The 21,064-nt window shown below is 57.9% G+C and carries 20 protein-coding genes and 1 pseudogene; 11 read left to right on the plus strand and 10 right to left on the minus strand.

All coding sequences use genetic code 11. The features are described from left to right. From CXQ93_RS18455 to CXQ93_RS18470, 4 genes are all read right to left on the minus strand, one after another. The gene (locus CXQ93_RS18455) at positions 1–1,275 is read right to left on the minus strand and encodes a hypothetical protein (protein ID WP_181036216.1); all 1,275 of its coding nucleotides are present in this window, start codon (positions 1,273–1,275) and stop codon (positions 1–3) included. Positions 1,276–1,361: 86 nt separating this feature from the next. Further along, positions 1,362–2,090 carry a hypothetical protein gene (locus tag CXQ93_RS18460; protein ID WP_104111884.1) on the minus strand — a complete coding sequence of 243 codons (729 nt, stop codon included), beginning with the start codon at positions 2,088–2,090 and terminating at the stop codon, positions 1,362–1,364. 11 nt (positions 2,091–2,101) lie between these two features. Next, complete coding sequence (locus tag CXQ93_RS18465; RefSeq protein ID WP_104111885.1) at positions 2,102–2,389, minus strand: hypothetical protein; 288 nt, start codon at positions 2,387–2,389, stop codon at positions 2,102–2,104. A gap of 14 nt (positions 2,390–2,403) precedes the next feature. Continuing rightward, positions 2,404–3,027 carry a DUF6668 family protein gene (locus CXQ93_RS18470; protein ID WP_104111886.1) on the minus strand — a complete coding sequence of 208 codons (624 nt, stop codon included), beginning with the start codon at positions 3,025–3,027 and terminating at the stop codon, positions 2,404–2,406. A gap of 114 nt (positions 3,028–3,141) precedes the next feature. On the opposite strand from CXQ93_RS18470, the gene CXQ93_RS18475 reads away from it, so the two are divergent. From CXQ93_RS18475 to CXQ93_RS18510, 7 genes are all read left to right on the plus strand, one after another. Further along, positions 3,142–3,405 carry a helix-turn-helix domain-containing protein gene (locus CXQ93_RS18475; RefSeq protein ID WP_104111887.1) on the plus strand — a complete coding sequence of 88 codons (264 nt, stop codon included), beginning with the start codon at positions 3,142–3,144 and terminating at the stop codon, positions 3,403–3,405. Between the two features lie 31 nt (positions 3,406–3,436). Next, positions 3,437–4,504 carry a CHAP domain-containing protein gene (locus tag CXQ93_RS18480; RefSeq protein WP_104111888.1) on the plus strand — a complete coding sequence of 356 codons (1,068 nt, stop codon included), beginning with the start codon at positions 3,437–3,439 and terminating at the stop codon, positions 4,502–4,504. A gap of 11 nt (positions 4,505–4,515) precedes the next feature. Next, the gene (locus CXQ93_RS18485; protein WP_104111889.1) at positions 4,516–5,034 is read left to right on the plus strand and encodes a hypothetical protein; all 519 of its coding nucleotides are present in this window, start codon (positions 4,516–4,518) and stop codon (positions 5,032–5,034) included. Between the two features lie 7 nt (positions 5,035–5,041). Further along, positions 5,042–6,478, plus strand: a complete 1,437-nt coding sequence (locus CXQ93_RS18490) for a chromosome partitioning protein ParA (protein ID WP_104111890.1) — start codon at positions 5,042–5,044, stop codon at positions 6,476–6,478. A gap of 466 nt (positions 6,479–6,944) precedes the next feature. Beyond that, the gene (locus CXQ93_RS18500) at positions 6,945–8,774 is read left to right on the plus strand and encodes a hypothetical protein (RefSeq protein ID WP_258069106.1); all 1,830 of its coding nucleotides are present in this window, start codon (positions 6,945–6,947) and stop codon (positions 8,772–8,774) included. Between the two features lie 98 nt (positions 8,775–8,872). Continuing rightward, positions 8,873–9,187 (plus strand): hypothetical protein, encoded by a 315-nt coding sequence (locus tag CXQ93_RS18505; RefSeq protein ID WP_104111892.1) that lies wholly within the window; start codon positions 8,873–8,875, stop codon positions 9,185–9,187. A 28-nt stretch (positions 9,188–9,215) separates the two neighbouring features. After that, complete coding sequence (locus CXQ93_RS18510) at positions 9,216–12,230, plus strand: Tn3 family transposase (protein ID WP_104111906.1); 3,015 nt, start codon at positions 9,216–9,218, stop codon at positions 12,228–12,230. A 40-nt stretch (positions 12,231–12,270) separates the two neighbouring features. Here the strand turns inward: CXQ93_RS18510 and CXQ93_RS18515 are convergent, their stop codons facing one another. Together CXQ93_RS18515 and CXQ93_RS18520 are read right to left on the minus strand one after the other, a co-directional pair. Continuing rightward, positions 12,271–12,672, minus strand: a complete 402-nt coding sequence (locus CXQ93_RS18515) for an NUDIX domain-containing protein (RefSeq protein ID WP_104111893.1) — start codon at positions 12,670–12,672, stop codon at positions 12,271–12,273. A 90-nt stretch (positions 12,673–12,762) separates the two neighbouring features. Then, on the minus strand, positions 12,763–13,218 hold the full coding sequence (locus tag CXQ93_RS18520) for a GNAT family N-acetyltransferase (protein ID WP_258069107.1): 456 nt from the start codon (positions 13,216–13,218) through the stop codon (positions 12,763–12,765). Positions 13,219–13,448: 230 nt separating this feature from the next. Between CXQ93_RS18520 and CXQ93_RS18525 the strand changes: the two genes are divergently transcribed. Further along, the gene (locus CXQ93_RS18525; protein ID WP_104111895.1) at positions 13,449–13,661 is read left to right on the plus strand and encodes a hypothetical protein; all 213 of its coding nucleotides are present in this window, start codon (positions 13,449–13,451) and stop codon (positions 13,659–13,661) included. After that, the gene (locus CXQ93_RS18530; RefSeq protein ID WP_219817389.1) at positions 13,658–14,230 is read left to right on the plus strand and encodes a hypothetical protein; all 573 of its coding nucleotides are present in this window, start codon (positions 13,658–13,660) and stop codon (positions 14,228–14,230) included. The genes CXQ93_RS18525 and CXQ93_RS18530 overlap by 4 nt, the downstream gene beginning before the upstream one ends. Before the next feature lie 74 nt (positions 14,231–14,304). Here CXQ93_RS18530 and CXQ93_RS18535 read toward each other — a convergent pair whose 3' ends face one another. Then, positions 14,305–14,865 (minus strand): recombinase family protein, encoded by a 561-nt coding sequence (locus CXQ93_RS18535; protein ID WP_104111896.1) that lies wholly within the window; start codon positions 14,863–14,865, stop codon positions 14,305–14,307. 177 nt (positions 14,866–15,042) lie between these two features. On the opposite strand from CXQ93_RS18535, the pseudogene CXQ93_RS18540 reads away from it, so the two are divergent. After that, positions 15,043–15,208: pseudogene (locus tag CXQ93_RS18540) on the plus strand (ISL3 family transposase); the annotation flags it as partial. Between the two features lie 46 nt (positions 15,209–15,254). Here CXQ93_RS18540 and CXQ93_RS18545 read toward each other — a convergent pair. Next, positions 15,255–15,500 carry a hypothetical protein gene (locus CXQ93_RS18545; protein ID WP_146073265.1) on the minus strand — a complete coding sequence of 82 codons (246 nt, stop codon included), beginning with the start codon at positions 15,498–15,500 and terminating at the stop codon, positions 15,255–15,257. 474 nt (positions 15,501–15,974) lie between these two features. Beyond that, positions 15,975–16,691: a hypothetical protein gene (locus CXQ93_RS20455; protein WP_146073266.1), complete on the minus strand. Its 717-nt coding sequence runs from the start codon at positions 16,689–16,691 to the stop codon at positions 15,975–15,977. Between the two features lie 1,037 nt (positions 16,692–17,728). On the opposite strand from CXQ93_RS20455, the gene CXQ93_RS18555 reads away from it, so the two are divergent. Then, positions 17,729–17,944: a hypothetical protein gene (locus CXQ93_RS18555; protein WP_104111899.1), complete on the plus strand. Its 216-nt coding sequence runs from the start codon at positions 17,729–17,731 to the stop codon at positions 17,942–17,944. Positions 17,945–17,997: 53 nt separating this feature from the next. Here CXQ93_RS18555 and CXQ93_RS18560 read toward each other — a convergent pair whose 3' ends face one another. After that, a complete protein-coding gene (locus tag CXQ93_RS18560; protein WP_104111900.1) occupies positions 17,998–20,931 on the minus strand; it encodes a Tn3 family transposase in 2,934 nt (977 codons plus the stop codon). Positions 20,932–21,064 lie beyond the last annotated feature (133 nt).

Here is a 21,064-nt window from a genome sequence, read left to right on the forward strand (position 1 = left end):
TCAGGCACCCCCTGTAGATTCTTCACTCATCTGTTTGGCCGCGCCTGCGGCGGCCTTGCCTGCCTGGACACCCGCAGCAGCGGCTATACCAACCGGGCCTGCCGCTGCGGCAGCACCGCCTGCAGCTGCGCCACCACCGGCCGCACCGCCTGCAGCTGCGCCACCGCCAGCAGCACCGCCACCAGCTGCGGCAGCTCCACCGCCAGCTGAGCCGGCCGAAGACGCCTCAGCGCCCGATGCAGCCGGCGCGCTGCCATTAGTCCCAGAGCCGCCAGCCTTACCGGCAGTTCCCGAAGAACCAGCGTCGCCCTGGCTCCCTGTGCCCGACGGTCCAGAAGAACCGGAGGACTCGCCACCGCCTCCACTGGGAACGCTGCCGCTAGAGCTACCACCGCCCCGGCCAGCACTGCCCATATTGATAGCACCCGAAGCGAGGCCGCCCACGGCCCCACCAGCCAAGGCCCCACCACCGCCAGCTACTGCCCCGACCATGGGAGTGACAAACCGCATCAAAGCCGGGAGGGCGAACAATGCAACAACCATCAGAGCCAGGCCGGTCACAGTGCTCAACAGGGCAGCACCGAAAGTTTTACCGTCTCCAACGTTGCCAAAGACGTTCGTTCCGACGAGTTTGAATGCCGTGGCGTAGACAATCGCGGCGGCTGGCTTATAGAGGATGAAAGCAATCAGCCAGGCGGCGCACTTCTGGAACCAGCCCTTACCCGCTTCCGTATTCGTGAAGGCAGCCGCTGTAGGGAAAATGCCAGTCAGTACGACAAGCAACCCACCGCGAACAATCATGAGAACGATCTGAATCACGGAGGCAAAGATCGCAACCAGACCTAGCAAGATGATCATGATGGACCCAAGGGGACTGTTCGCTGTGATCGCCAGCATGGCCGTAATGTTTTCGTTGAAGGTCTGGCCAGTGGAGTTTTCAATGATCCATACGGAGAATTTGTCCGCCGAAACGGTAAGCAAACCAATGGCTCCAACACCCGCACCGGAAATGACAACAAGGGTTGCCAGTGACCGGCCGAGGTCACGCATGGGTGCGCCCCTGCGCTCGATGATCACCTTTGCTGCGCCCACCAAGACAGACAGCACGGCCAGGGCAGCCGTCCAGAACCAAAGACTGTTTTGCAAGAATGCAACGGGATCACTGGCATCACTGCCCCCGGGGGAAGACGTCAAGTTCGGAGTACCGACATTGACCCAGAACGTACCAAGGGTTTGAACTGTCTGTCCCACAGCATCAGCAATGGCTTTTGCCATGTTCTTGATGGTGTCACCAGCTGCGTCTTGGACGACTTGGCCTACCTGGCATCCGGGATTAAAGAAGTCCCACCCCGTGCATGCCATTACACACCTGCCCAGGGGATATAGCCGGTTAGATCAGCAATCTGCCCAGCTCCAGTGCTACCAGTCGCAGGGACAATAATTTTCCAATCGCCGCCAGACCATTTCAGGGGAACAGGGATAGATACAAACGCCCCGTTTGCTCCCCTGAACGCCAAGTCGATCACTGCCTGATCTGAGCTGTAAGAACGAATCGCAAATCCAGCTAGTTGTGCAGTGTCCGTTGAAGGGGCCGGCTCCGGCTGGCCTAGAAGGGCGTCCCTTTCCGGACTTGGAACGGCCAGATTCTCTAGGACAAGGCGAGTCTTTCCGATCGCTGAAAGCGTTGTGACGTTGGCAGCTGCATATAGCGCCCCTGTGGGCGAGTGAGCAAAGCAGGAGCGCAGGCCGTCAGCCACCGTCGTTCCTGGCCCGTATTGCTTCGGTGATGTTGGTGCAGCAACCTTCCCAACCAATTCCCATGTGGTGTCAGTAGGCGGTGTCGCCGGCTTGCTCTGGTTACCGGCGGGAAGGCCGCACACGCTAGCACTGGACGATGCATCAGACTGGCTGTTGGTAGCTGTTGGGCTATTGTTCGGGGCTGTTGTCGGGGTGGCCGTTCCGCTCCCTCTAGGAGTCAAGGCAAAGATGAGGCCCAGAGCGACAAGTAGTGCCACGACTACGGCCGAGATGATGAACTTAGGCTTCGTCAGTGGATTTTGGGCTTCGTTCGTTTCTGCTGGCTCAGTCATGGCTCTACTCCTTAGATGAGTGCGCCTACAAGGGCGGAGGCGACGCTGGCGAGGATGCAGCCGCCGAGAACCCATGACAGGCGTCCTGCGTGCTCGCCGCCTTCACCGCGACGGTTGTTCACCATCATGGTTCCGGCTGTGACGAGGATGCCGACGACAGCGAGGGCAAAGACAATCCAAGCGACCCATTGGAGGATGGTGAGGATTCCCTCGGACCCGGGAGGGGCCGTCCCCGTGCCGGGGTTGGGAACCTCAGCGATTATGACGCCGGACCAGTGCAAAGCTTTGGAGAGCAACATGGTTTTCCTGCTTTCTAGTTAGCCGGGAATTCGGCCGTGGTTGATGATGCAGCAATACGCACTTGCTCAAGTACAGTGCGCAAATCTCTGGGGAGCAGGTCATGGGGCACTTCGTGGCCCAATCGCCAACCCTCAATCCAGGGCACGTGCCACAAGTGCGGAACTCCCCCGCCCACAACCCGGGCGAAATCACGGATTTCTTTAGGAAGCCGGCCCGGGGCATCGGCCACGACGACAAGGCCGGCAAGTTGGATGCCTGGCAATGACCCCGAGGCCCATTCAGTCGCAGCACGTTGGGCTGCCCGCAGGCCGTGAATGTTGGACCGTGCAACCAAGACGACGACTGCGCCGGCAGCGTCCTGTGGCCAATGATGCTCGGCAGCACGGGTACTTTTGTCGAGGCGAGCCAGGGAGGATTCCCCTGCTCCACCGTGGACTCCCAACCACCAGTAGTCCGCAGAGCCGTCCGCGACGCTTCGGCGCGGAAGCCGGTCCACATGATCCGGCTGAGGGACACTGAGTTGGGGTTTTGATGGCCCCGTGAGTAGGAGCATTGACGGCTCATGAGCTATTACGGGTGCTGGATCGTCAACGGGCTCATTGCCGAGACTTATCCAGCGGTTCTTTGAAACTGGCATTTAGTATCCCCCTGTCATCTCCGCAATGATCGTATCTGTAAGCACTTTCACTGAAAGGTAACCTATGTACTCAATGATACTAGATTGTACTGATTTATACTGTATTGTATATCCATGGAATGGGGAAATGTCCTAATGGATAGGAAGTACCTGGACGCACTGTTTGGCGCGTACCCGGAGCGAATGACGGTCACGCAGCTTTCTGAGGCGTTGAATCAGTCGAAGCAGACCACCTACAAGTGGTTGCAGACAGGAGTGATCCCGGCCTACCAGATCGAAAAGACTTGGCTGATTTCCCGGGATGAAGTCAGGGATTGGGTATGGGACAACCGCAACTCGCTGCGGATGGGTGAAGTACCGAATCCGAACGCCGACTAGAGAGCCAGTGCGATGCAGTTAAGGGGGGCACATGCAGAACGTTAAGACCGGGCCCGTCGTGATCGTGGCAGCAATTTTTGCTCCGATCTTCCTGGTTCTTTCCATTATTCTGTTTGGCGGCGGAGACAAAGCCGCCGCCAACGTCTGCACTCCCACAGGCGGCAGCATCAGTGTGGACGAAAGCAAGCTCCCCAAAGTTCCCATAGCCGGCTACGAGGGTGAGCAACTGAAAAATGCGGCCCTGGTGATCAATGCCGGAAAGGCCCTCAAACTATCGGCCCGAGGACAGACCATCGGCGTCATGACCGCCATGGGTGAATCCGGGTTGAAAGTCCTCAACTATGGCGACGGTCCCGGCCCGGACTCCCGAGGCCTGTTCCAACAGCGCGACAACGGCGCATGGGGCAGCTACACGGACCGCATGGACCCAACTATCTCGGCCACGAACTTTTTCAAGGCCCTGCAGAAGGTGGATGGTTGGGAAAAGCTCGAGCCCACCAAAGCAGCCAACCGGGTCCAGCGCAACGAGGACCCCTACCACTACCAGAGCTACTGGCCAGCAGCCGTAGCAGTGGCAGCCGCCCTAGGCGATGTTCCGGCCACGGATGGTAGCTGGGAAAGCTCCTGTGGCATTCCCGGCGAATCCGGCAAGGGCGACGACCTGCCCTGGCCCAATTCGCCCATCTATCAGCCCAGCCCCCTTGGGATGTACAACCGCGAATGCGTTGACTTCGCGCTCTGGCGCGTCAACCAGCAACTGGGCAGCACCAGCGCCCCGTACAAGGTCGTCAACGGCACGTTCCGACCCGACGGTGTGCTGCTCGGCTCGGCCGTCACCTGGAAAGACGGCTGGGACGTGAAGGGCTGGCCCACCGGTAAGACCCCCCGCGTCGGGGCCGTCGTCTGGTACGCCCCGGGAGCCGGCGGCGCAGACGCCACCTTCGGCCACGTGGCCGTCGTGAAAGCCGTTAACGGAGACGGAAGCTATGTGGAAGAGGGCTACAACGGAAACCCTGCCCCCAACGACCATACCTATTACACGCGCACGGTCCAGAACAGCGTCCCAAGCGCTTTCCTGTACATGCCTGGCAGCAAGTAAGCGGAGGAACTATGAAACGACCCCTGACAGTCCTGTCGGCAGCCGTACTGCTATGCACAGCGTGCGCGCCGGCATCCAACAACACCCCGGCGGAACAACTAACCACCAGCACCGTGACGGCCCCGGCCTCGCTTAGTGCAGGCGGCAAGGAGCAAGCCCCCGGCGGCACCGCCCCGGCCACCTTGGGTATCGCCTGGGATGAGGCCAGCAAGAAAGCCGCGCTGGACACAGCAACGCAGGCCATGACCCTCTACGCGCGCCCCACTGTTTCGGACAAGGTATGGATTCAGGAACTCGGCCAGCTCATGACCTCCCAGGCCGTGGCTGATTACCAGTACGTGGACCCGGCCAACATTCCCGTAAAGAAGATCATCGGGCCGGGACAGCTGAGAGTCGATGAGAACAATGGGTTCGGCTGCAACGTCGTCTTCACGACCGATGCCGGCAGCTACGACGTGCAGCTGCTGCGCGCCGCCGCCGACAAACCCTGGCAGGTCAACCGCTTCACACCCCCAAACGGCACTAAGTAAAGGAATGATGATGGAAACCCAAGCACTTGACTTTCCCAAAATCGATGCCGTTCTGCGGGCCAATGGCACCGGAGAAGTCACAATCAACGGCACATCCCACCCGATCCAGGCAGAAGACGAGCCAGGCGTACTGCGCGAGGCCCTGCGCCTCATTACCGACACGGCCGCCCAGCTCGGACGGCCCGTGAAAGTCTCCACCACCGACCCCGACGGGCAAGGCCGGATTATTGTCTCCCCCGAGGGAGCCGTGAGCGAAGCCGATCCCGTAAAGCCCGCCCCCCGACGACAAAAAGACCCCGTGGCGGCCCCGTTGATCACTTCCGTACCAGAAACCACAGCGGCCCCCGTGGAAGCCGTGTCGGCCCCGATACAGACCCCTATGCCGATTCAGGAGCTGGCAGCACCGGGTCCTCCCGTCACCTTTGCCTCCGCAGTAGACCAACCCCCAGCCGCCACGACCGGTCCGGAGGCACCGGTCCCCGAACCAACACGCCGAAGCTTGAAAGACACCTCGTTCCTCGTCAGCGCACCTGTCCTGGAACCTGCCGCGCGCGGCTGGCGCGGCACCCTCACCAAGCTTGGTTTCCGCATGGAACCCTCACCCGAAGAACTGGCCGAACGTGAGGACATTCGCACCGTGAGCCAGCACTGGCCCGGCCCGCGCACCGTTGCCGTTGTCAACCGCAAGGGAGGGGCCAACAAGACACCCACCGTCGTAATGCTCTCGGCCATTCTTGCCCGCTACAGCGGCGCCGCCACCGTCGCCTGGGACAACAACGAGTCTCAAGGCACGCTCGGCTGGCGCACAGAGCAAGGTGGGCACAGCAACAGCGTCCTTGACCTCATCGACTCATCCCAAACGCTACTCTCCCCCAGCACCAACGCCGCCGAAATCGCCCGCTTCGTCCACCACCAGACCTCAGATAAGTTCGACGTCCTGCGCTCGGACGAAAACGAAGAAGGCGACCACGAAGTAACTGCCGAGGAAGTGGACATTGCCCACCAAGTACTCACCCGCTACTACCGACTCATAGTTATGGATTCCGGCAACACAGCCAGGGCCGCTAACTGGCGGCAGATGATCCACCACACCAACCAGCTTGTGGTGCCCGTAACCGCCATTGAAGACCGCGCCGAGGCCGCCCGCCTGACGCTGCAGACCCTTGAATCCCGTGGTGGCCATGACGCCGAGCTGGCGCGCAACGCCGTCGTGATTGTCTCCGAATCGACCGACGCCAAACGCAGCATGAGCGGCGACGCCCTCAAACGCGCCAAGGCAGAAGCGCAGCGCATTGCTGACGGGTTCTTCCCCTACGTCCGCACCGTCGTACGAATCCCCTACGACCCGGCCTTGGTCAACGGGCCCATCCGCTATGAAGCCTTACAACCAACGACACAACGGGCTTGGTTGGCCGCGGCTGCCGCTGTTGCTGAAGGTTTCTAAACGACACGCCGAAGCCAGCGCTAGCGCTGGCGCTTGATGAGGTTTATGTTTGATCTATGGCTGACTACATACCCCCCAAGCTCAAAGGGAACAAAGTACCCTTGAACAATTTGGTGCAGCCTGCCCAACATGAACGGGCATGGTATGCAGCCCACAGGGCAGGACTCTCCCTCGCCGACTATGTCGGCGCCCTCATTGATCGTGATGCAGGACTGCCCAACAAAATTGACGATGCAAAGCAGGGGGCCTTGCCTATCGCGAAAGCTTCTTAAAAGGCAAAAGGCCCGCAAACTGCGGGCCTTTCCTGACACTCAATCGGTAGCTAAAAACCTCTATCCGCCAAGATTCACGGTTGCTAGCTACTTCGACAACAGCGGCTTTGTCATGCCCGCTCTTGCTTAGGAATGGTTCCATCATACACGCACACGATTTTTTAGGTAAAGGTGCCCCCTCCGACACATCAATCGTGTCGGGCACCTCCGTCCATGCCCAGGCGTGGGCTGCTCTCGCGCCGCTGATCGCTGGCGTTCCCGTCATGCGGTTTGCCACACGCGAGGGAAAGTATCCCCGCCCGCGTGCCAGTCCTCCTCGCATTTCCAAAACCTTGCCCAATCGGGCCGTTGCTGTCATGGTCCATGGTGTAGATGGTTCCGTGCAGACCTTGTGCTTGGACCTTGACACCTCCAAGGCACTGCAGCTCGTGGTGGATTCCGACGCGACCGCCATTGGCGCCCTTCTAGACTCTTGTGGCCTTGCCTATGTTGCCGACCACTCCCCCAGCGGCGGCCGACACATTTACATTCCGGTGCAGGATCGCCTGGCAGCCGAGGACGCTCGTGAGCTCGTGGAAGCCCTCGCTACCCGCTTCCCCAGCCTTGACCCAGGCCCCCACCAAAACATCACGGACGGATGTATCCGCCCCCCAGGTTCGTGGCATAAATCCATGACCGGCCACCAAGTCCTGGACACGCCCCTTGCCCAGGCATACGACGTGCTGCGCCGCCGCAACCCTGCACCTGCCATTGCAGCCCTGCGACAGGCCTTGGCGGCTTCCATCCACCAGGTGCGTGCCCGCAAAACCGCACGTGTGAAACCTGCTAAGACCGTGGCCACCGGTTCCACAGCCCCATCCGCGTCCTCGACGGAGAGCGTCTTGTTGCGCGGCTCGGTGCTGCGCCAGGTCGCCCGTACGGGGATCTACGACACAGCCAAGTACAAGAGCCCCTCTGAGGCTCGCATGGCCGTGCTGAATCACCTCTGTGCCTGGCAAGTGAGCCTGCCCGAGATTCAGGCACGGATCAGTAGCGATTTCGCCGGGCTCGGGGCCCTGTACGGGACGCGGACCCGCCAAGAAGCGCTGCTGGCTAAGGAATGGCAGAACGCGTCCACCTGGGTTGCCCAGAAAAACGACGCCCCCCAAGCAGGGAAGAGCTATAGCAACAAATACGACACAGAGCCCTCTTTAACCCACAGCGGGGGGGCTGGCACCCTTCGTTCGCCTATTTCGGTTCAGGCCGAGATTAATGATCTTGAAAATGTTCTGTACTCTTTTCTTGACCAACGGCTGGCCCGCACTGGCCGGGAAGGCATCATGCTGCGGTTCCTGTTCCGTGCGGTCCTGGGCTTTGCCCGGGCCAAGGGCACCCTGGTGGTTGATGTGGGATGCCGGTCTTTTGCCCGGGAGATGGGCACACACCACGCCACCATTGCTCGCCTGCTCCCCCGGCTGGTCAAACACTCTGGTGGGATGCTGTCCAAGATCGAAGATGCCCGCGGGAAACGAGCCGACAGCTACCTGTTGGGCCTGCCGGAACAATTTGAGGACGTTGCAAAAGCCACAGCCTGGCGAAAAGGGAAGATTCACGGCATCCGCACCGTCTTCAGAGCCCTTGGGGCACCATCAGCCCTGGTCTACGAGGCCGTCGAACGGGCGCGCCACTGCCCCACGACTGCTGAGATCGTGCGTGCTACCGGGTTGAGCCGGCCCACGGTCGCCAAAGAGCTCACCGTCTTGGCAGAACTGTCCATGGTAGAACGCCGCCATGGCCTCTGGCAGATCATTCACACCACCAACTTGGGAAAAATCGCCGAATGGTTGGGTGTCCAGGAAGACTACGAGCGGCAAAGCGCCCTCATCAGGGAACAACGCCGGCAGTGGCATGCTCACCTCGAACGCTTCACCGAACCAGTGATTCGTGAGGAAGACCTCTATGACCAAGAACGAAACGAATGGGACCCATGGATCCCCTATAACAATGACCAATCCGCCTTGCAACGCTTCCTGCAGGCAGCTTAACCCGCTGTAGCCTTCGTGCATATCTGGCGCAACAAGGGGGTAGAACAGGATAGACCTGAAAAGGGCAGTGCCTAATCGTCGGTGGGTAGGGTATGAGGATGAGTCTTCCAACGGATGTTCCCAGCCCTGATCTAAGCATTGAGCAGATCGAGTTGCTGATCTCGACTTTTGAAGCCGAGATCAGCGCCGCTAAGGAACTTCTTCACTTCATGATCACGTACGCGAACGCTGGCGGAAGAGATTTCGAGAGTTACGAACGAATCTTGGACCATCTGGCCCGCTCTGGAATGAAAATAACCATGGCAGGCCGTGGTGTGATCGATCCAGCCTTGCCGGGCAAGGCCACCGATATCATCTCAACTCTCCCCACGGAAGCGGGGTCTGAGGAGGATCGGTACGGAAATTCACGCTAAGGAGTGCGCTGCCTGTTGAATGGGTGACATGGCAGTCGATTTCCTAAGTGATGAGCAGGCCGCGGGGTTCGGCAGATTCCCCAATGAAATCTCGGCGGAGGATCTTGAGCGGTTCTGTTGGTTGGACGACGCTGATCTGTCGGTAGTCGATCGCCACCGGGGACTGCACAACCGTTTGGGATTTGCGGTCCAGCTGATCTCGGTGCGGGTGGTGGGCCGGTTTCTGACGGATCCGCGGGATGTCCCGTGGCCAGTGGTGGAGTCCCTGGCCGGTCAGCTGGGTATTGCTGATGCTTCCGTTCTCAAGCTTTACGCGCAGCGGGGTCAGACCAGTTACGAGCACGCTGCCGAGATTTCCACCGTGTATGGGTACGTGGAATTCGCTGATCGAGACAAACACGAGGAACTGAGACTGTTTCTGGCGGCCCGGGCGTGGACGTCGCCCGAGGGACCTGTGCGCTTGTTTGAACGGGCGACGCTCTGGTTGCGTGAGTGCAAGGTCCTCCTCCCTGGTGTCTCGACGTTGACACGTCTGGTTTCAGAGGTCCGCGCCGGAGCAAATGAAAGACTCTATTCCATGCTGGTGGACGCGGCCGGCCCGGCCTTGATCCAGGGTCTTGAAGACTTGCTTCGCGTCGAAGAGGGTTCCAGGCTGACTGCTTGGGAAAGGCTGAGGACAGGGCCCTCGAGGGTCTCGGTGCCGGAGTTGCTGCGGCAGTTAGACCGGCTGGCGCGGTTGCGGGACCTGGGTGCTGGCACTATCGATGTGGAGACTGTGCCCGAGGGCCGGATGAATGCCCTGGCCCGCTACGGGTTGGCGGGTAAGGCCTCAGCGCTCCAGGGATTGTCCGGGCAGCGCCGGGGTGCGACGCTGCTCTGTGCCGTGCGCGCATTGACATCGGAGGTTGCTGATGATTTATGCGATGCCCTGGACGCCATCGTCACTGAACGTGTTGTCCGCAAGGCAGCCAGGGAATCTGCTGCCGCCCGGTTGAAGTCTCTGCCGCGTTTGTCGAGGGCCTCACTGCAGTTGGCAAAGGCTGCGAAGACGCTGGTGGAGGTCTTGGGCAATTCGGAATATTCAAGCGCAGAGGCCGCCTCGGTGCTGGCTGAGCAGGTGTCTCTACCCGAGTTACGCACCGCGGTAGACGTGGTGAATGAATTGGTGAATCCTGACGGTACAGAGGGCGACACGGCGGCCGAGATGATGCGCCGTTTCGCCACCGTCCGGTCTTTCCTACCGGCGCTTGCATCGGCTGCACCCTTTGGAGCCACCGTGGGCGGGACGCCAACCTTGGCGGCTCTGACAGCGTTACCGGAGGTTTTGGACGGCCGCAAAAAGGATCTTGGCGAGGTTGATCTGTCCGTACTGTCTGTGGCGTGGCAGCGCCTCGCTACGCCCGGGGAAGAAATCGATCGCAAGCCCTACACGGTCGCTGTGATGGACGCCGTCCATAAGGCGCTGCGGCGCAGGGACATTTTTGTTGTTGGTGGGCGTCGCTGGGGAGACCCGCGGGCGCGATTGCTGACCGGCCCGGCGTGGCAGGCAACCAAGAACGAGACCTTGAGAGCACTCCAACTGCCTGAAGAACCCGCAGCTCACCTTCAGCGTGTCAGCCACCGCCTGGATGTCCGGTATCGTGTGGCAGCCGAGCAACTGGCCGATAATCCTGCGGTACGCATTGACGATGCCGGCAAGGTCCACCTCTCACCCCTGGAGGCCAAGACGATACCGGAGTCCTTGAAGCAGCTGCGGGGTCTGGTGTCGGGGATGCTGCCGCGGGTAGATCTGCCCGATGTGCTACTGGAAGTGCATTTCTGGACCGGGTTCCTCTCGGAATTCAGCCACGTCTCGGAGGCCTCCGCACGGATGGATCAGCTCGATGTTTCCGTCGCAGCCATCCTGGTGGCCGAGGCGTGCAACGTCGGACTCACCCCGGTGGTCAAGGACGGCCATCCCGCACTGACTCGTGGACGACTGACACACGTTGATCAAAACTACGTGCGTGCCGATACGCTGCGCGCGGCCAACTCCCGGCTCGTTCAGGCCCAGTCCGCTCTCGGGCTCGCGCAGCGCTGGGGTACTGGTTTGCTGGCGTCAGTTGATGGAATGCGGTTCGTGGTGCCGGTGGCTACCGTCAATGCCGGCGCGAATCCGCGTTACTTCGGCCAGGGCCGCGGCCTGACCTGGTTGAACTATCTCAACGACCAAGTGTCCGGTCTGGGTGCCGTAGTTGTCCCCGGAACGGTCCGTGATTCCCTGCACATTTTGGATGGATTGCTCGAACTTGACGGCGGACAACGTCCTGAGATGGTCGCAACCGACACGGCCTCCTATTCGGATCAGATTTTCGGGCTTTTCACCCTGCTCGGCTATCGGTTCTCACCCCGCCTGGCAGGGTTGCCGGATCAACGGTTCTGGCGCATTGACACCACAGCGGACTACGGGAAGCTGAACGCGGTAGCAGGCCGCAACCGAATCAACATGGACCTCATCACGGCCAACTGGCCGGACATGCTCCGCCTTGTCGGCTCATTGACTGCTGGGACCGTGCGTGCCTCGGAAATCCTGAGAGTCACCCAGGGCGGTGGGACAGCAACCCTGCTTGGAAAAGCGTTGGCGGAATACGGCAGAATAGCCAAAACCGAGCACCTGCTGGACTTCATCGATGTTGACGAGGGCTACCGACGCCAAATTCATACGCAGTTGACACTGCAAGAATCCCGCCACGCCCTCGCCAGACTCATCTTCCACGGCAAGAGGGGCCAGATACGCCAGTCCTACCGGGAAGGCCAGGAAGACCAACTCGGGGCCCTTGGCCTAGTCCTGAACGCCGTCATCCTGTGGAACACACGCTACCTGGACGCGGCGCTCACCGAGCTCCGCGACCAAGGCATCCCCGTTGCCGACGAAGACGTACAACGCCTGTCCCCTCTGGTTTCAGAACACATCAACATGTTAGGCAGATACACCTTCACCGCCACACCTGCAGAAACGCAGCTACGACCCTTCCGGAATCCCAATGAGGACCAGGAGATCTGAACGTAACCCGTTCCTTAGGAGAACTCCCACCGAGCAGGAATCAGACCAGGACCTGCTTGAAGAGCGCTGGGTACTCAGCATCAGCTAGATCCAGATATATTGCTTCGTCCAAACTGAACCATCCGATGGCGTCATGTTCATCTGGTGCGGCATTGACGATGTCCCCATCCCACTTTTCAACCAGCCATACTTCCTGAAAAAATTCAGCGTCTTGCCGCGTGAGTATCGCTTTCCCAGCAGGTGGAGTAATCTTCACACTCAACTCTTCTCGAAGTTCACGAACAAGAGCTTGTCGACCGTTCTCGCCCGGTTCGAGGTGACCTCCCGGGAAATCCCAGACATTGGGATACCGTGCCTTCGACGGTGATCGATGGACGAGAAACACGCGGCCCGCGCGTACGAGCATTCCGCACGAAACGTAGTGCATCAAAGGTTCTTCCATGGGAGGAGTCTACTTACGATCCAACGCGGCAGGTCCCAGGAACATCGCCCGTAAGCGGAACGTCCTAAAGAGTGAGTACTTGAAGGTGCGTCAGAGCTGTCGACTCCAGGCCACTTCACGTTCGAGCTGGCCAGTTTCAGTAAACAGTTGAACCTGGTGTGTTGAGGAAAGGGCAACCGCAAGATCCTTTGTGTCCGCTGACGTGAATCCGGCTTTCTGCCAGAACGGGCCAGACCTGCGGCTGAACAGCCAGGCCTGCTTGGCGCCAGCCTCGACTGCTCGTTCCATCGCGAATTGGGCAAGCTCCAGCCCAACTCCTGCCCCGCGAAGTTCGGGATCAACAGCAACGCTTCGAATAAGAGCATGCCTGCCGTCCTCGCTTCCTTCATATCCCGTCGTGGCGAGGATACGTGCCGTCTTTTCATCCCGCGAGATCCACAAGTGCACCGTCGGTGAATCGAGTCCACTCAAAGTCAGGTCAGCGATACGCAGGAACTCTGAAATTTCAGCCATATCGGACTCAGTGGCGCGCGCAAGGTTGATCATTCCTCTACGGTATCCACCCAACATCGGAATCCTGGAACATAGGGGGGCTTTGGCAGACGTTCGAGTGGTCCTCGCTCAACCCCTGCCGGGTGCTTGCGCAAGGAAAATCAGCCACCGGTTCCACCAGCGTCAGACTTCGTCGGCAGCGACTTGGTCAAGTCCATTCTGAAAGGCGCCCTCACATGTCAACTTATAGTTGACATTCTCCAGTGTCAACATATGATTGACAGATGAAAACCGTAAAGCAGGCCCCGACGTCTAGACCGGCACTCTCGTCCATTTTTCTCGCGCTGACTTCCGTCGGCCTTGCCCTTTCCACGCTCTACTTTCCCTCCGTCACAATCAAGATTGTGTTGCTCATCATCGCCGCGTTGTTGCTCGCCGCCACCGGGGCATCGTTGGCAATTGTGCTTGCACGCTCCCAACCGCCCAGCGATCGATGAGCAAAAAACCAGAAGGCCCGGACGACCAGTTGCGCGTTGCCTTGTCGCAGATGATCACAGCCGTTGACCCCAACCTTGCAGGACGCTTGGAGAGCGAACCCGACTCCTATCTTGACCTCATCGAGCTCACCCACCGGAGCTCTGAGGAAATAGCTCAGCTTATGCAATCCGCAGTATCCTCCGCTCGTCTTGCAGGGCTGAGTTGGGAGCGTATCGGCCAGCGGCTTGGGATGAGCCGACAGGCAGCACAACAGAGATTCGGGCGCATTCCAGAAAGCGCCGACGGCCACCCTTCCAGTGAGAAGCGCCGGCTCTTTCCTGTGACATCCTTTGACGAGATGGAAGCGTTAGCTGAAGCTGGGCGCAACGGATGGCATTCCGTCGGCTACGGCATGTACTTCCATAATCTCGTCCGAACCGATGAGCAATGGGAACATCTCCGAGTCGCCGCCTTCGGGGCTACGAGACGTGGCCTGGAGGCCGAGGGATGGCTGCGAATAGGAGTCATGTGGTTCCCCTGGGCATACTACGCGCGCCCCACCGGGAAGCCGGTCACAACCGACAAGTAGCCGCTCGCCCAAACGCCTTAACTCAGCATCAGTTCATGGGGCCCGGCACTCCTAAGTGTCTCGGCAAAGGCAATCTATGGGCTAGAGCGTATGTATTGGTAGACGGTTTGGCGGCTGACCCCGAATTCTCGGGCAAGTGCGGCTTTCGCTTCGCCAGCAGCGGCGCGCCGAATCAGTGCGGCCGACTCCTCAGCGTTCAACATCTTGCCTCGGCCTTTGTAGACGCCAGCCTTCTTGGCCAAGGTGATCCCCTCGCGTTGTCGTTCTCGGATGAGGGTTCGTTCGAACTCGGCGAACGCCCCCATCACAGACAGTAAGAAGGTAGCCATCGCAGTGTCGTCTCCGGTGAAGGTCAGATTCTCCTTCACGAAACGAACCTGAACCTTCTTCGCGGTTAGGCGCCGGACGATGGCCCGGAGGTCATCGAGGTTCCGGGCCAAGCGATCCATGGAATGCACCAGGACGGTGTCACCGTCACGGGAAAAATCAATCAACGCTTCCAGCTGGGGACGGTTCTGGTCTTTCCCTGACGCTTGGTCGGTGAAGACCCGGTCGAGATGTTCGCCGTCGAGTTGCCGGATCGTATTTTGATCTAGGGTACTGACGCGGATGTAACCGAAAGTCTGGCCAGTCATTATTCTCCGCTCAATAGTGTCAGGGCAACTCCAAGAGTCTGCTTCCTAAGTGTCAAGATATGTGATTAACGACCTCAAGTTGACACGTGTTCATTGGGAGAGGTCTACGCAGGGTTTACGTCTGGTTGGGGTGTACCCCAACCAGACGGCTCAGGACACATTCGGGAGCGCCGGCTTTACTTCGAAAGACCAAGAAAATCCAACATCCCCACTGACGCGCTTAATGGAAGATTGGATAACCTCCGCGGATCTGCCCTCGGCTTCCTTAACCTCGTCAACGACGTAGCCAGATCACCTGCTTGACTCCGGCGGCTTCAGACCGAAACTACACTCTCAATTCTAAAGAGCCGCATTTATTATAACTACGTTCATATCCTCAACGCTCAGGCTCAGCCTAGATCCTCTTCGGGAGATACCTGGTCCTTGTCGGCAGCGATACGTTCAAAGTTCCTCATATCCCATGTGTCAATGACTCGTTTGTCAAGTTGGGTAATGATGAACTGAGAATGGTATTCGAAATTTCGAACAAGTACTGACATTGCTATGAAAACAAGACCGCCAATGAAGAGGATCATCTTAATGAACGATCCCACGGCAATCAAGATGGAGGCGTCCATGTTTTGGTACGGTCCCATCCAGACAAGTAAGTAATCTAGGAAAATCATGCTAATAATGCCCGTTAAGGTGCAGACTATTCCTACTACTAGCATCTGCCGGGAATGAAGAAGAGGCGGCATCGTATTATCCCTTGTGGCTGCTTCTCCCAGTTCCATTCGGGAATGGCTCACTGGTATCCTGTGCGGCATCATCACGACCGGACGATTCGGGCTTCAAGTGGGGTTCGACGTAATCTCGACCAAACAAGAAAATCGGGTCCGTATTCACAGCGTCTATTATTGGGTCAACGAATCGCCTGTTCTTTTGATTCCATCTAAATCTAACAAAGGGCTTGTAAGACTTGGTTGCAACAACGGCCAAGACTAGCAACAGCAGTAGGAATGTAAACATGTTGGGGTAGATGCCAAATAAGACGATAGCTGACAAACACGCCGGAATAAGTAGTAGGAAAAGCATATTTGATAAGACCTCCAAAACAGATTGGATCAGTGTTAGGAAGTGGGCATTGAACGACAAAATGATTTGATTGAAGCTCCAAAAGTTGAAAGGAAAGCCTCCAGTCTTGCTGGAGCATTGGTATTCAGGTCACGTATTTTGACAAGGTCTTTTTCCGTGATGTTGGTCTCGATGAGACTTTTCATTCCAGGATAGATTTCATCAATATGGTTGATCGAGGCGGCGTATGTGTCAGGGGTCGTGGCAGCACTTACTATGCTGGTCGATGCATAGATTGTACATTCCGAGACAGCAATTTCAGGCGGTGTTTGAGCTACGGGAGTCGGAATTTCTGTCGTTGGTCCTATATGACTATATGAATCAAAGATTCTTGTTAGCTCGTCCGGTTTACCAATAGCAATCCACGTGTCCGAATACATGAGTTGGTTCTCCGCTGAAAGACCTGGTCCCCATTCGTCCAATATCTTGTAGGGAGTTCCTGGCGTTGCATAGATACGAACTATTAATGATGATATGTCCGGGACAACACATTCAGCCCCAGACATATCATCGAAAGATTGGATGTCATTTTCTAAGATGTCGATATACTCACAATTCATTTTCTCCATGGCTTTTGTAACCACATCGAGTGTCGGAGCCTTTGAAGCGGCTCCTCGAGTTGGATTCGCGTCCTCCACCGACGTAGTACATCCGGTGAGCCCCAGAGCAACTATCAATGCGATTAGCCTAAAATTCCTCAGAATCTGAACCATCCTCGGACTCCGTTATTCCACCCTGCTATTTCCATCGAAGGTAGGCCGGCATGACGCCACCGTAGGCCTTGAACTGCATCTTCGCCACGGTGGCTACGTTGCCGATGGGCACTGACGCAGTGTGCCCTCTACCGCACCCTGTGTCCCACCAGTTGGCTTTGTAATACGTCCCCACGCGGATGTAACCCCGAGCTACTGTGCAAGCATTACTTGATCTATACGGGGTGATGTCTACTATCCAGGAATAGAGCCAAGTGGCTGAGGTATTGAACCCGATAATTCCGCAACCATCCACAGATACGTGCCACTGTCCATCAGGAAGGGCTACTCCATTCCTGTAGGCACAACCGGCTGCGAGTGACTCCACTTCTGCGCCGGATACAAGTTTCGTCGCGGGGCCTTGGGTTGATTTCCGGTTGGTGACGGCTGCTTCAACCTGTTTCTTCCCCTCGATAGTGCTCAGAACTTCACCTTCTGACCCGACGACATAGGCAGGCTGGTTAGGATCAAGCTGACTCTCGGGAACTGATTTGATGGTGGCGTCGGTGGCGATTGATGGAGATTCGGCCGGTCCTGATGGCGAATTGTCACTGGCCATTGCTGTTCCGGAAGTGGATAACAACCCCAAGACCAGTAGTGCCGAAACCAACGTCATTCTTTGAAGTTTCATGCTTCCCCCGTTGCTGTTTGCTCCCTGAAGACCTCGTTGTCTCGCCTTATATTGTTAGCTACAGCACAACTTATAGTCTACTTAGGAGTAGGTTACGACACCGCGCCGCATGCCACAAGGGGTGGACGATAGAATCGCGAGGTATAGAATCAGTGCGCTTTTCACGTCCTGAGTTGCCAGTTTGGATTTTGCCCCAACTTGGCAACTCGGGAAACCCAAAGGGGTACCGGGCCAACATGGTCCGAATACTACTGATCCCCTGAAAGGTGAGTGCCCCGGGGATAGTGGTCGCGATCCGGAGCACGCGTTCAACGTAGTCCACAGCGATGTCCTGGCGTCAGCCAACAAGGGACCGTACTGAGAATGTATGACCCCTGAAGAGTGGATCGTTCAGCACGATGAATCTGCTCACAACACTGTTCTTGGTGTGTTCGCCACTCAAGACGAAGCGCAATCATTTGCTGAGGCAGTTGGTGGGCGCTTTACTAACGGGGTGATCTTTTCTTCCTACCCGGTTGGCTACCGATATGACGAGGGTCCTGGATATGTGGGCCTTGTCCCAAACTCGACCGGTACGGCGTAGCCAATTTTTTCTTCGGGGCTTGTTAGAAAAGTATCCATCCATGCGTGACCGCATCAATGCCCTCTTTCCGCCGGTTTCGCACCCACCTGGCCCAGGTCTAGGTGGGTGGTCATGTCGAGGGTGAAACGCCCGTAGGGGTTGATATGGGTCCAGAACAACGGAGTGAGGCCCCTGCGGTCTTCTGGCTCGAGCATTTCGTTAAACTCTGGAACCTCGAGCACGGTTTGCAGCATCAACGTGTTGACCAAGACCAGCGACGATTGCAGTAGATGCAGGGCGAGCATGGAGACTTCGGTCGTTTCCCGGTCAGGACCTGTGAGGTCACGGTTTTTGCCGTAGAAGACAACGTCGTTGCCGCTATTCCAATTCTCCACGACTTGCAGCCCTGACTTGATTTCACGTCGGAGGTCTTCATTGGCGAGGTAGTCGGCGGCAAAGATTGTCCGCACCGCCCTGCCAAGTTCCTCCAAGGCCTGGTAGGTAGGGTGCTTCGGCCCTCCCCTGGTGAAGCGCCGCAGGATCGTTTCCGATTCGGCGGTACCAAGTTTGAGGGCGGTGGCGTATTTGATCATCTGATCGTATTGTTGGGCGATGATCTCCCAATTGATCGGACGAGAGATCACATCGTTGATCTCCGCGTAGCTTTCTTCATTGCTGACACGGTAGAGACGGATGGAACCGATGTTCTTCAACCTCGGCAGCAACTTGAAGCCAAGGAGTTCGGTGAACGCAAATCCCACAATCGACGCCCCGTGGGTGTCAACGTAGTTCGCTTCAATCTCCGCCTCGGTGTCATGGCGCAGGACTCCTTCGATCATCGCAGCTACCTCGGACGAGGAACAATTCTTCAACTGCGAGTAGATGCAGGTTGATTTCTTCTCCACGTGCCAGTAGATCATCACGCCGGGCCCGCCGTAGCGATTGTGCCATTCGGTCATCAGGTTCGATTCCCAAGATCCAAACTTCTTTGAATCAGACGCGCACGCGTTCCCCTCACCCCACCATGCCGGGTTCCTGGCCTCGAACGTAGCGTTGACAACTCTAACGATGGCTTGGCGCAGATTGTCTTTGGTGATGAAGGTCCGGCGAACATGGCGCAGCTCCCGCTCGCTCTCTCCATGGCCACCAGCATCGGTCACTGCTTTGATACCCATGTTCGTACCTAGCCCGAAAAGGCAGAGCAACAACCGCCGGCGCAGGGTGTCCCGGTCAAGGACCGCGCGGGAGGCGACCGAGGCGAATTCATCGGTGAACCCAGTCAGAAAGTCAGCTTCCTTGAGGACTTCAAGTAAGTCCAGGGTGCCCCACCTTGCCAGGACCTCGGCCTTGAGTTTGCCCAGATTAGCTGGCTCCTCGAGTTTCTCCAGCTTGGGTACCTTGATCCACGGCGCCCCACGTCGTCTGGTGATCTTCACGCCACCGGTCGTATCTGCCAGTAAACCGTTATCCAGCTGTTCCAGCGACCTGGTCATTCTCAACTTCAGATCAAAAATGAACCTGGCAGGGTCCAACGGCTTCCGTAAGGCCTCATAGTGGAGCTCCCGTGAAGCGTCGAAATCTTGGGGAAGGTCATCTTCGGGATCCCGCCACTTTCCAGCACCATCAACGAAAACCTCGCGACGGCGCAATGCCTCCCGCAAAGACACGAGGAGGCAAAGCTCGTAAGGGATCCGTTCAATCCGGCCCTTCTCATCCCGAATAGCACCCTCCCAGGACTTGGGCACGACCCCTGCAACCGGAACCTCCTCGAAGGCGGCAAAAAACTGGGTCTTACTTCCATCTTCCGCGTACTTTTTCAGTAATACGATAGCGTCCATGATGGGACGAAATGCCGTGTTGTGGCACCGAAACCGCAACACGGACAGCAGCGCCGGCAGCATGCGCCGGTAGTGATTCGAATACGACCCCCTCAACACCGTCCGTACCTTGCCCTGGAACACTGTCTCGTTAGCTTTTGCTTCCTGGACCAGCTGCCGCAGGGTTTTCTCACTCACCACCGGGAACACGGCATTGCGAACCGTCTCATCCGGGCGAGCGACTGCCGTTTCTGCCAGTTTGAACAGCAACGCCGTCTTCCCGCGAACCCTTTGTAGGTCCTCGGTCAGTTCCTTCTCAACCTTCCTGACCGCACTGGTATTGATCTTCAACACCAAGACCAGCAACAGATCCACCAGACTGTCAGCGATCTCAGCCGTACGCTGCTGACACAACGCAGCCAACAACGTCAACCTCACCGGCTGAGGACTGTCCCAGAAATCCGATGGATACATCCGCGCCGCTCTAGCCCGCAACGCGCTCACTACCTTCTCCGACACACCTGCAAACAAACCAGCTGGCAGAGCAAGGGCTTGGGCCGCTGAAAGCTTCTCCACCTCAGACAACAATGATTCCAACCCAGCCGGGCCCGGATCAGCCTTCAAAACTGCCAACAAGGAACCTGCTGAACCGTCAACTACGAGTGCTTCCAATCCAGCCGCACCAGCAGACCCAAGATTGCTGACGACATCAGCACATAGGCGCTGCTCAAACAACGCCCGGGCAGCACCAACAATCCTGCCAGCACGCCCAGGCGGCTCAATCTTCTCCTGACGACACCGGGACAGCAAAGCCTCAAGAAGCGCAGCCTCCCGAACCTCCGACGGGCATACCCGCTCAGCCAACCACCCCGCCAACCGGGCCTCATCAGCCGAGGTGAACTCCCGAAATCCAAAATGAGACCTGATCTCGGCGCGATGGTATTTGATTGAACGGCCACCCCAATACGGACCCAGCTCAATATCTGGCACAGAAGTCTGCGCCGCAATGTAGTCCAACGCTCCCAGCGGAAGCTCAGAAGGACCGATTGGAAATCTGGCATGGTGCTGAAAGAACTTCAAAAGGACAGCAAACCCTGCCCGAGTCGCTCCTGACTTCTTCGCCATCAATGCCACGTCGTCATCGACTAAAGTCCACGAATCAAGAAGTTCACTCGTCAGTTCCAGGCCCATACCAGAACCTAACCACATCTAGATTGCCCCTGGCGACACCTTTAGGAGTACCGGGCCATGTGTGGTGGCGTGGCCGATGTGGCTCAATGGCAGCACCACAGGCACCCAAGTGTCAGCGTAGGAGAAATAGACC

It is taken from the genome of Arthrobacter sp. N199823 (assembly GCF_002929705.1).
Taxonomy (GTDB): domain Bacteria; phylum Actinomycetota; class Actinomycetes; order Actinomycetales; family Micrococcaceae; genus Specibacter.

Excerpts from the sequence above, each read along its gene's own strand:
- CXQ93_RS18455 (WP_181036216.1), bottom strand. The coding sequence starts at position 1,275 with ATGGCAAAAGCCATTGCTGATGCTGTGGGACAGACAGTTCAAACCCTT.
- CXQ93_RS18460 (WP_104111884.1), bottom strand. The coding sequence starts at position 2,090 with ATGACTGAGCCAGCAGAAACGAACGAAGCCCAAAATCCACTGACGAAG.
- CXQ93_RS18465 (WP_104111885.1), bottom strand. The coding sequence starts at position 2,389 with ATGTTGCTCTCCAAAGCTTTGCACTGGTCCGGCGTCATAATCGCTGAG.
- CXQ93_RS18470 (WP_104111886.1), bottom strand. The coding sequence starts at position 3,027 with ATGCCAGTTTCAAAGAACCGCTGGATAAGTCTCGGCAATGAGCCCGTT.
- CXQ93_RS18475 (WP_104111887.1), top strand. The coding sequence starts at position 3,142 with ATGGAATGGGGAAATGTCCTAATGGATAGGAAGTACCTGGACGCACTG.
- CXQ93_RS18480 (WP_104111888.1), top strand. The coding sequence starts at position 3,437 with ATGCAGAACGTTAAGACCGGGCCCGTCGTGATCGTGGCAGCAATTTTT.
- CXQ93_RS18485 (WP_104111889.1), top strand. The coding sequence starts at position 4,516 with ATGAAACGACCCCTGACAGTCCTGTCGGCAGCCGTACTGCTATGCACA.
- CXQ93_RS18490 (WP_104111890.1), top strand. The coding sequence starts at position 5,042 with ATGATGGAAACCCAAGCACTTGACTTTCCCAAAATCGATGCCGTTCTG.
- CXQ93_RS18505 (WP_104111892.1), top strand. The coding sequence starts at position 8,873 with ATGAGTCTTCCAACGGATGTTCCCAGCCCTGATCTAAGCATTGAGCAG.
- CXQ93_RS18510 (WP_104111906.1), top strand. The coding sequence starts at position 9,216 with ATGGCAGTCGATTTCCTAAGTGATGAGCAGGCCGCGGGGTTCGGCAGA.
- CXQ93_RS18515 (WP_104111893.1), bottom strand. The coding sequence starts at position 12,672 with ATGGAAGAACCTTTGATGCACTACGTTTCGTGCGGAATGCTCGTACGC.
- CXQ93_RS18520 (WP_258069107.1), bottom strand. The coding sequence starts at position 13,218 with ATGATCAACCTTGCGCGCGCCACTGAGTCCGATATGGCTGAAATTTCA.
- CXQ93_RS18525 (WP_104111895.1), top strand. The coding sequence starts at position 13,449 with ATGAAAACCGTAAAGCAGGCCCCGACGTCTAGACCGGCACTCTCGTCC.
- CXQ93_RS18530 (WP_219817389.1), top strand. The coding sequence starts at position 13,658 with ATGAGCAAAAAACCAGAAGGCCCGGACGACCAGTTGCGCGTTGCCTTG.
- CXQ93_RS18535 (WP_104111896.1), bottom strand. The coding sequence starts at position 14,865 with ATGACTGGCCAGACTTTCGGTTACATCCGCGTCAGTACCCTAGATCAA.
- CXQ93_RS18545 (WP_146073265.1), bottom strand. The coding sequence starts at position 15,500 with ATGGGACCGTACCAAAACATGGACGCCTCCATCTTGATTGCCGTGGGA.
- CXQ93_RS20455 (WP_146073266.1), bottom strand. The coding sequence starts at position 16,691 with ATGGTTCAGATTCTGAGGAATTTTAGGCTAATCGCATTGATAGTTGCT.
- CXQ93_RS18555 (WP_104111899.1), top strand. The coding sequence starts at position 17,729 with ATGACCCCTGAAGAGTGGATCGTTCAGCACGATGAATCTGCTCACAAC.
- CXQ93_RS18560 (WP_104111900.1), bottom strand. The coding sequence starts at position 20,931 with ATGGGCCTGGAACTGACGAGTGAACTTCTTGATTCGTGGACTTTAGTC.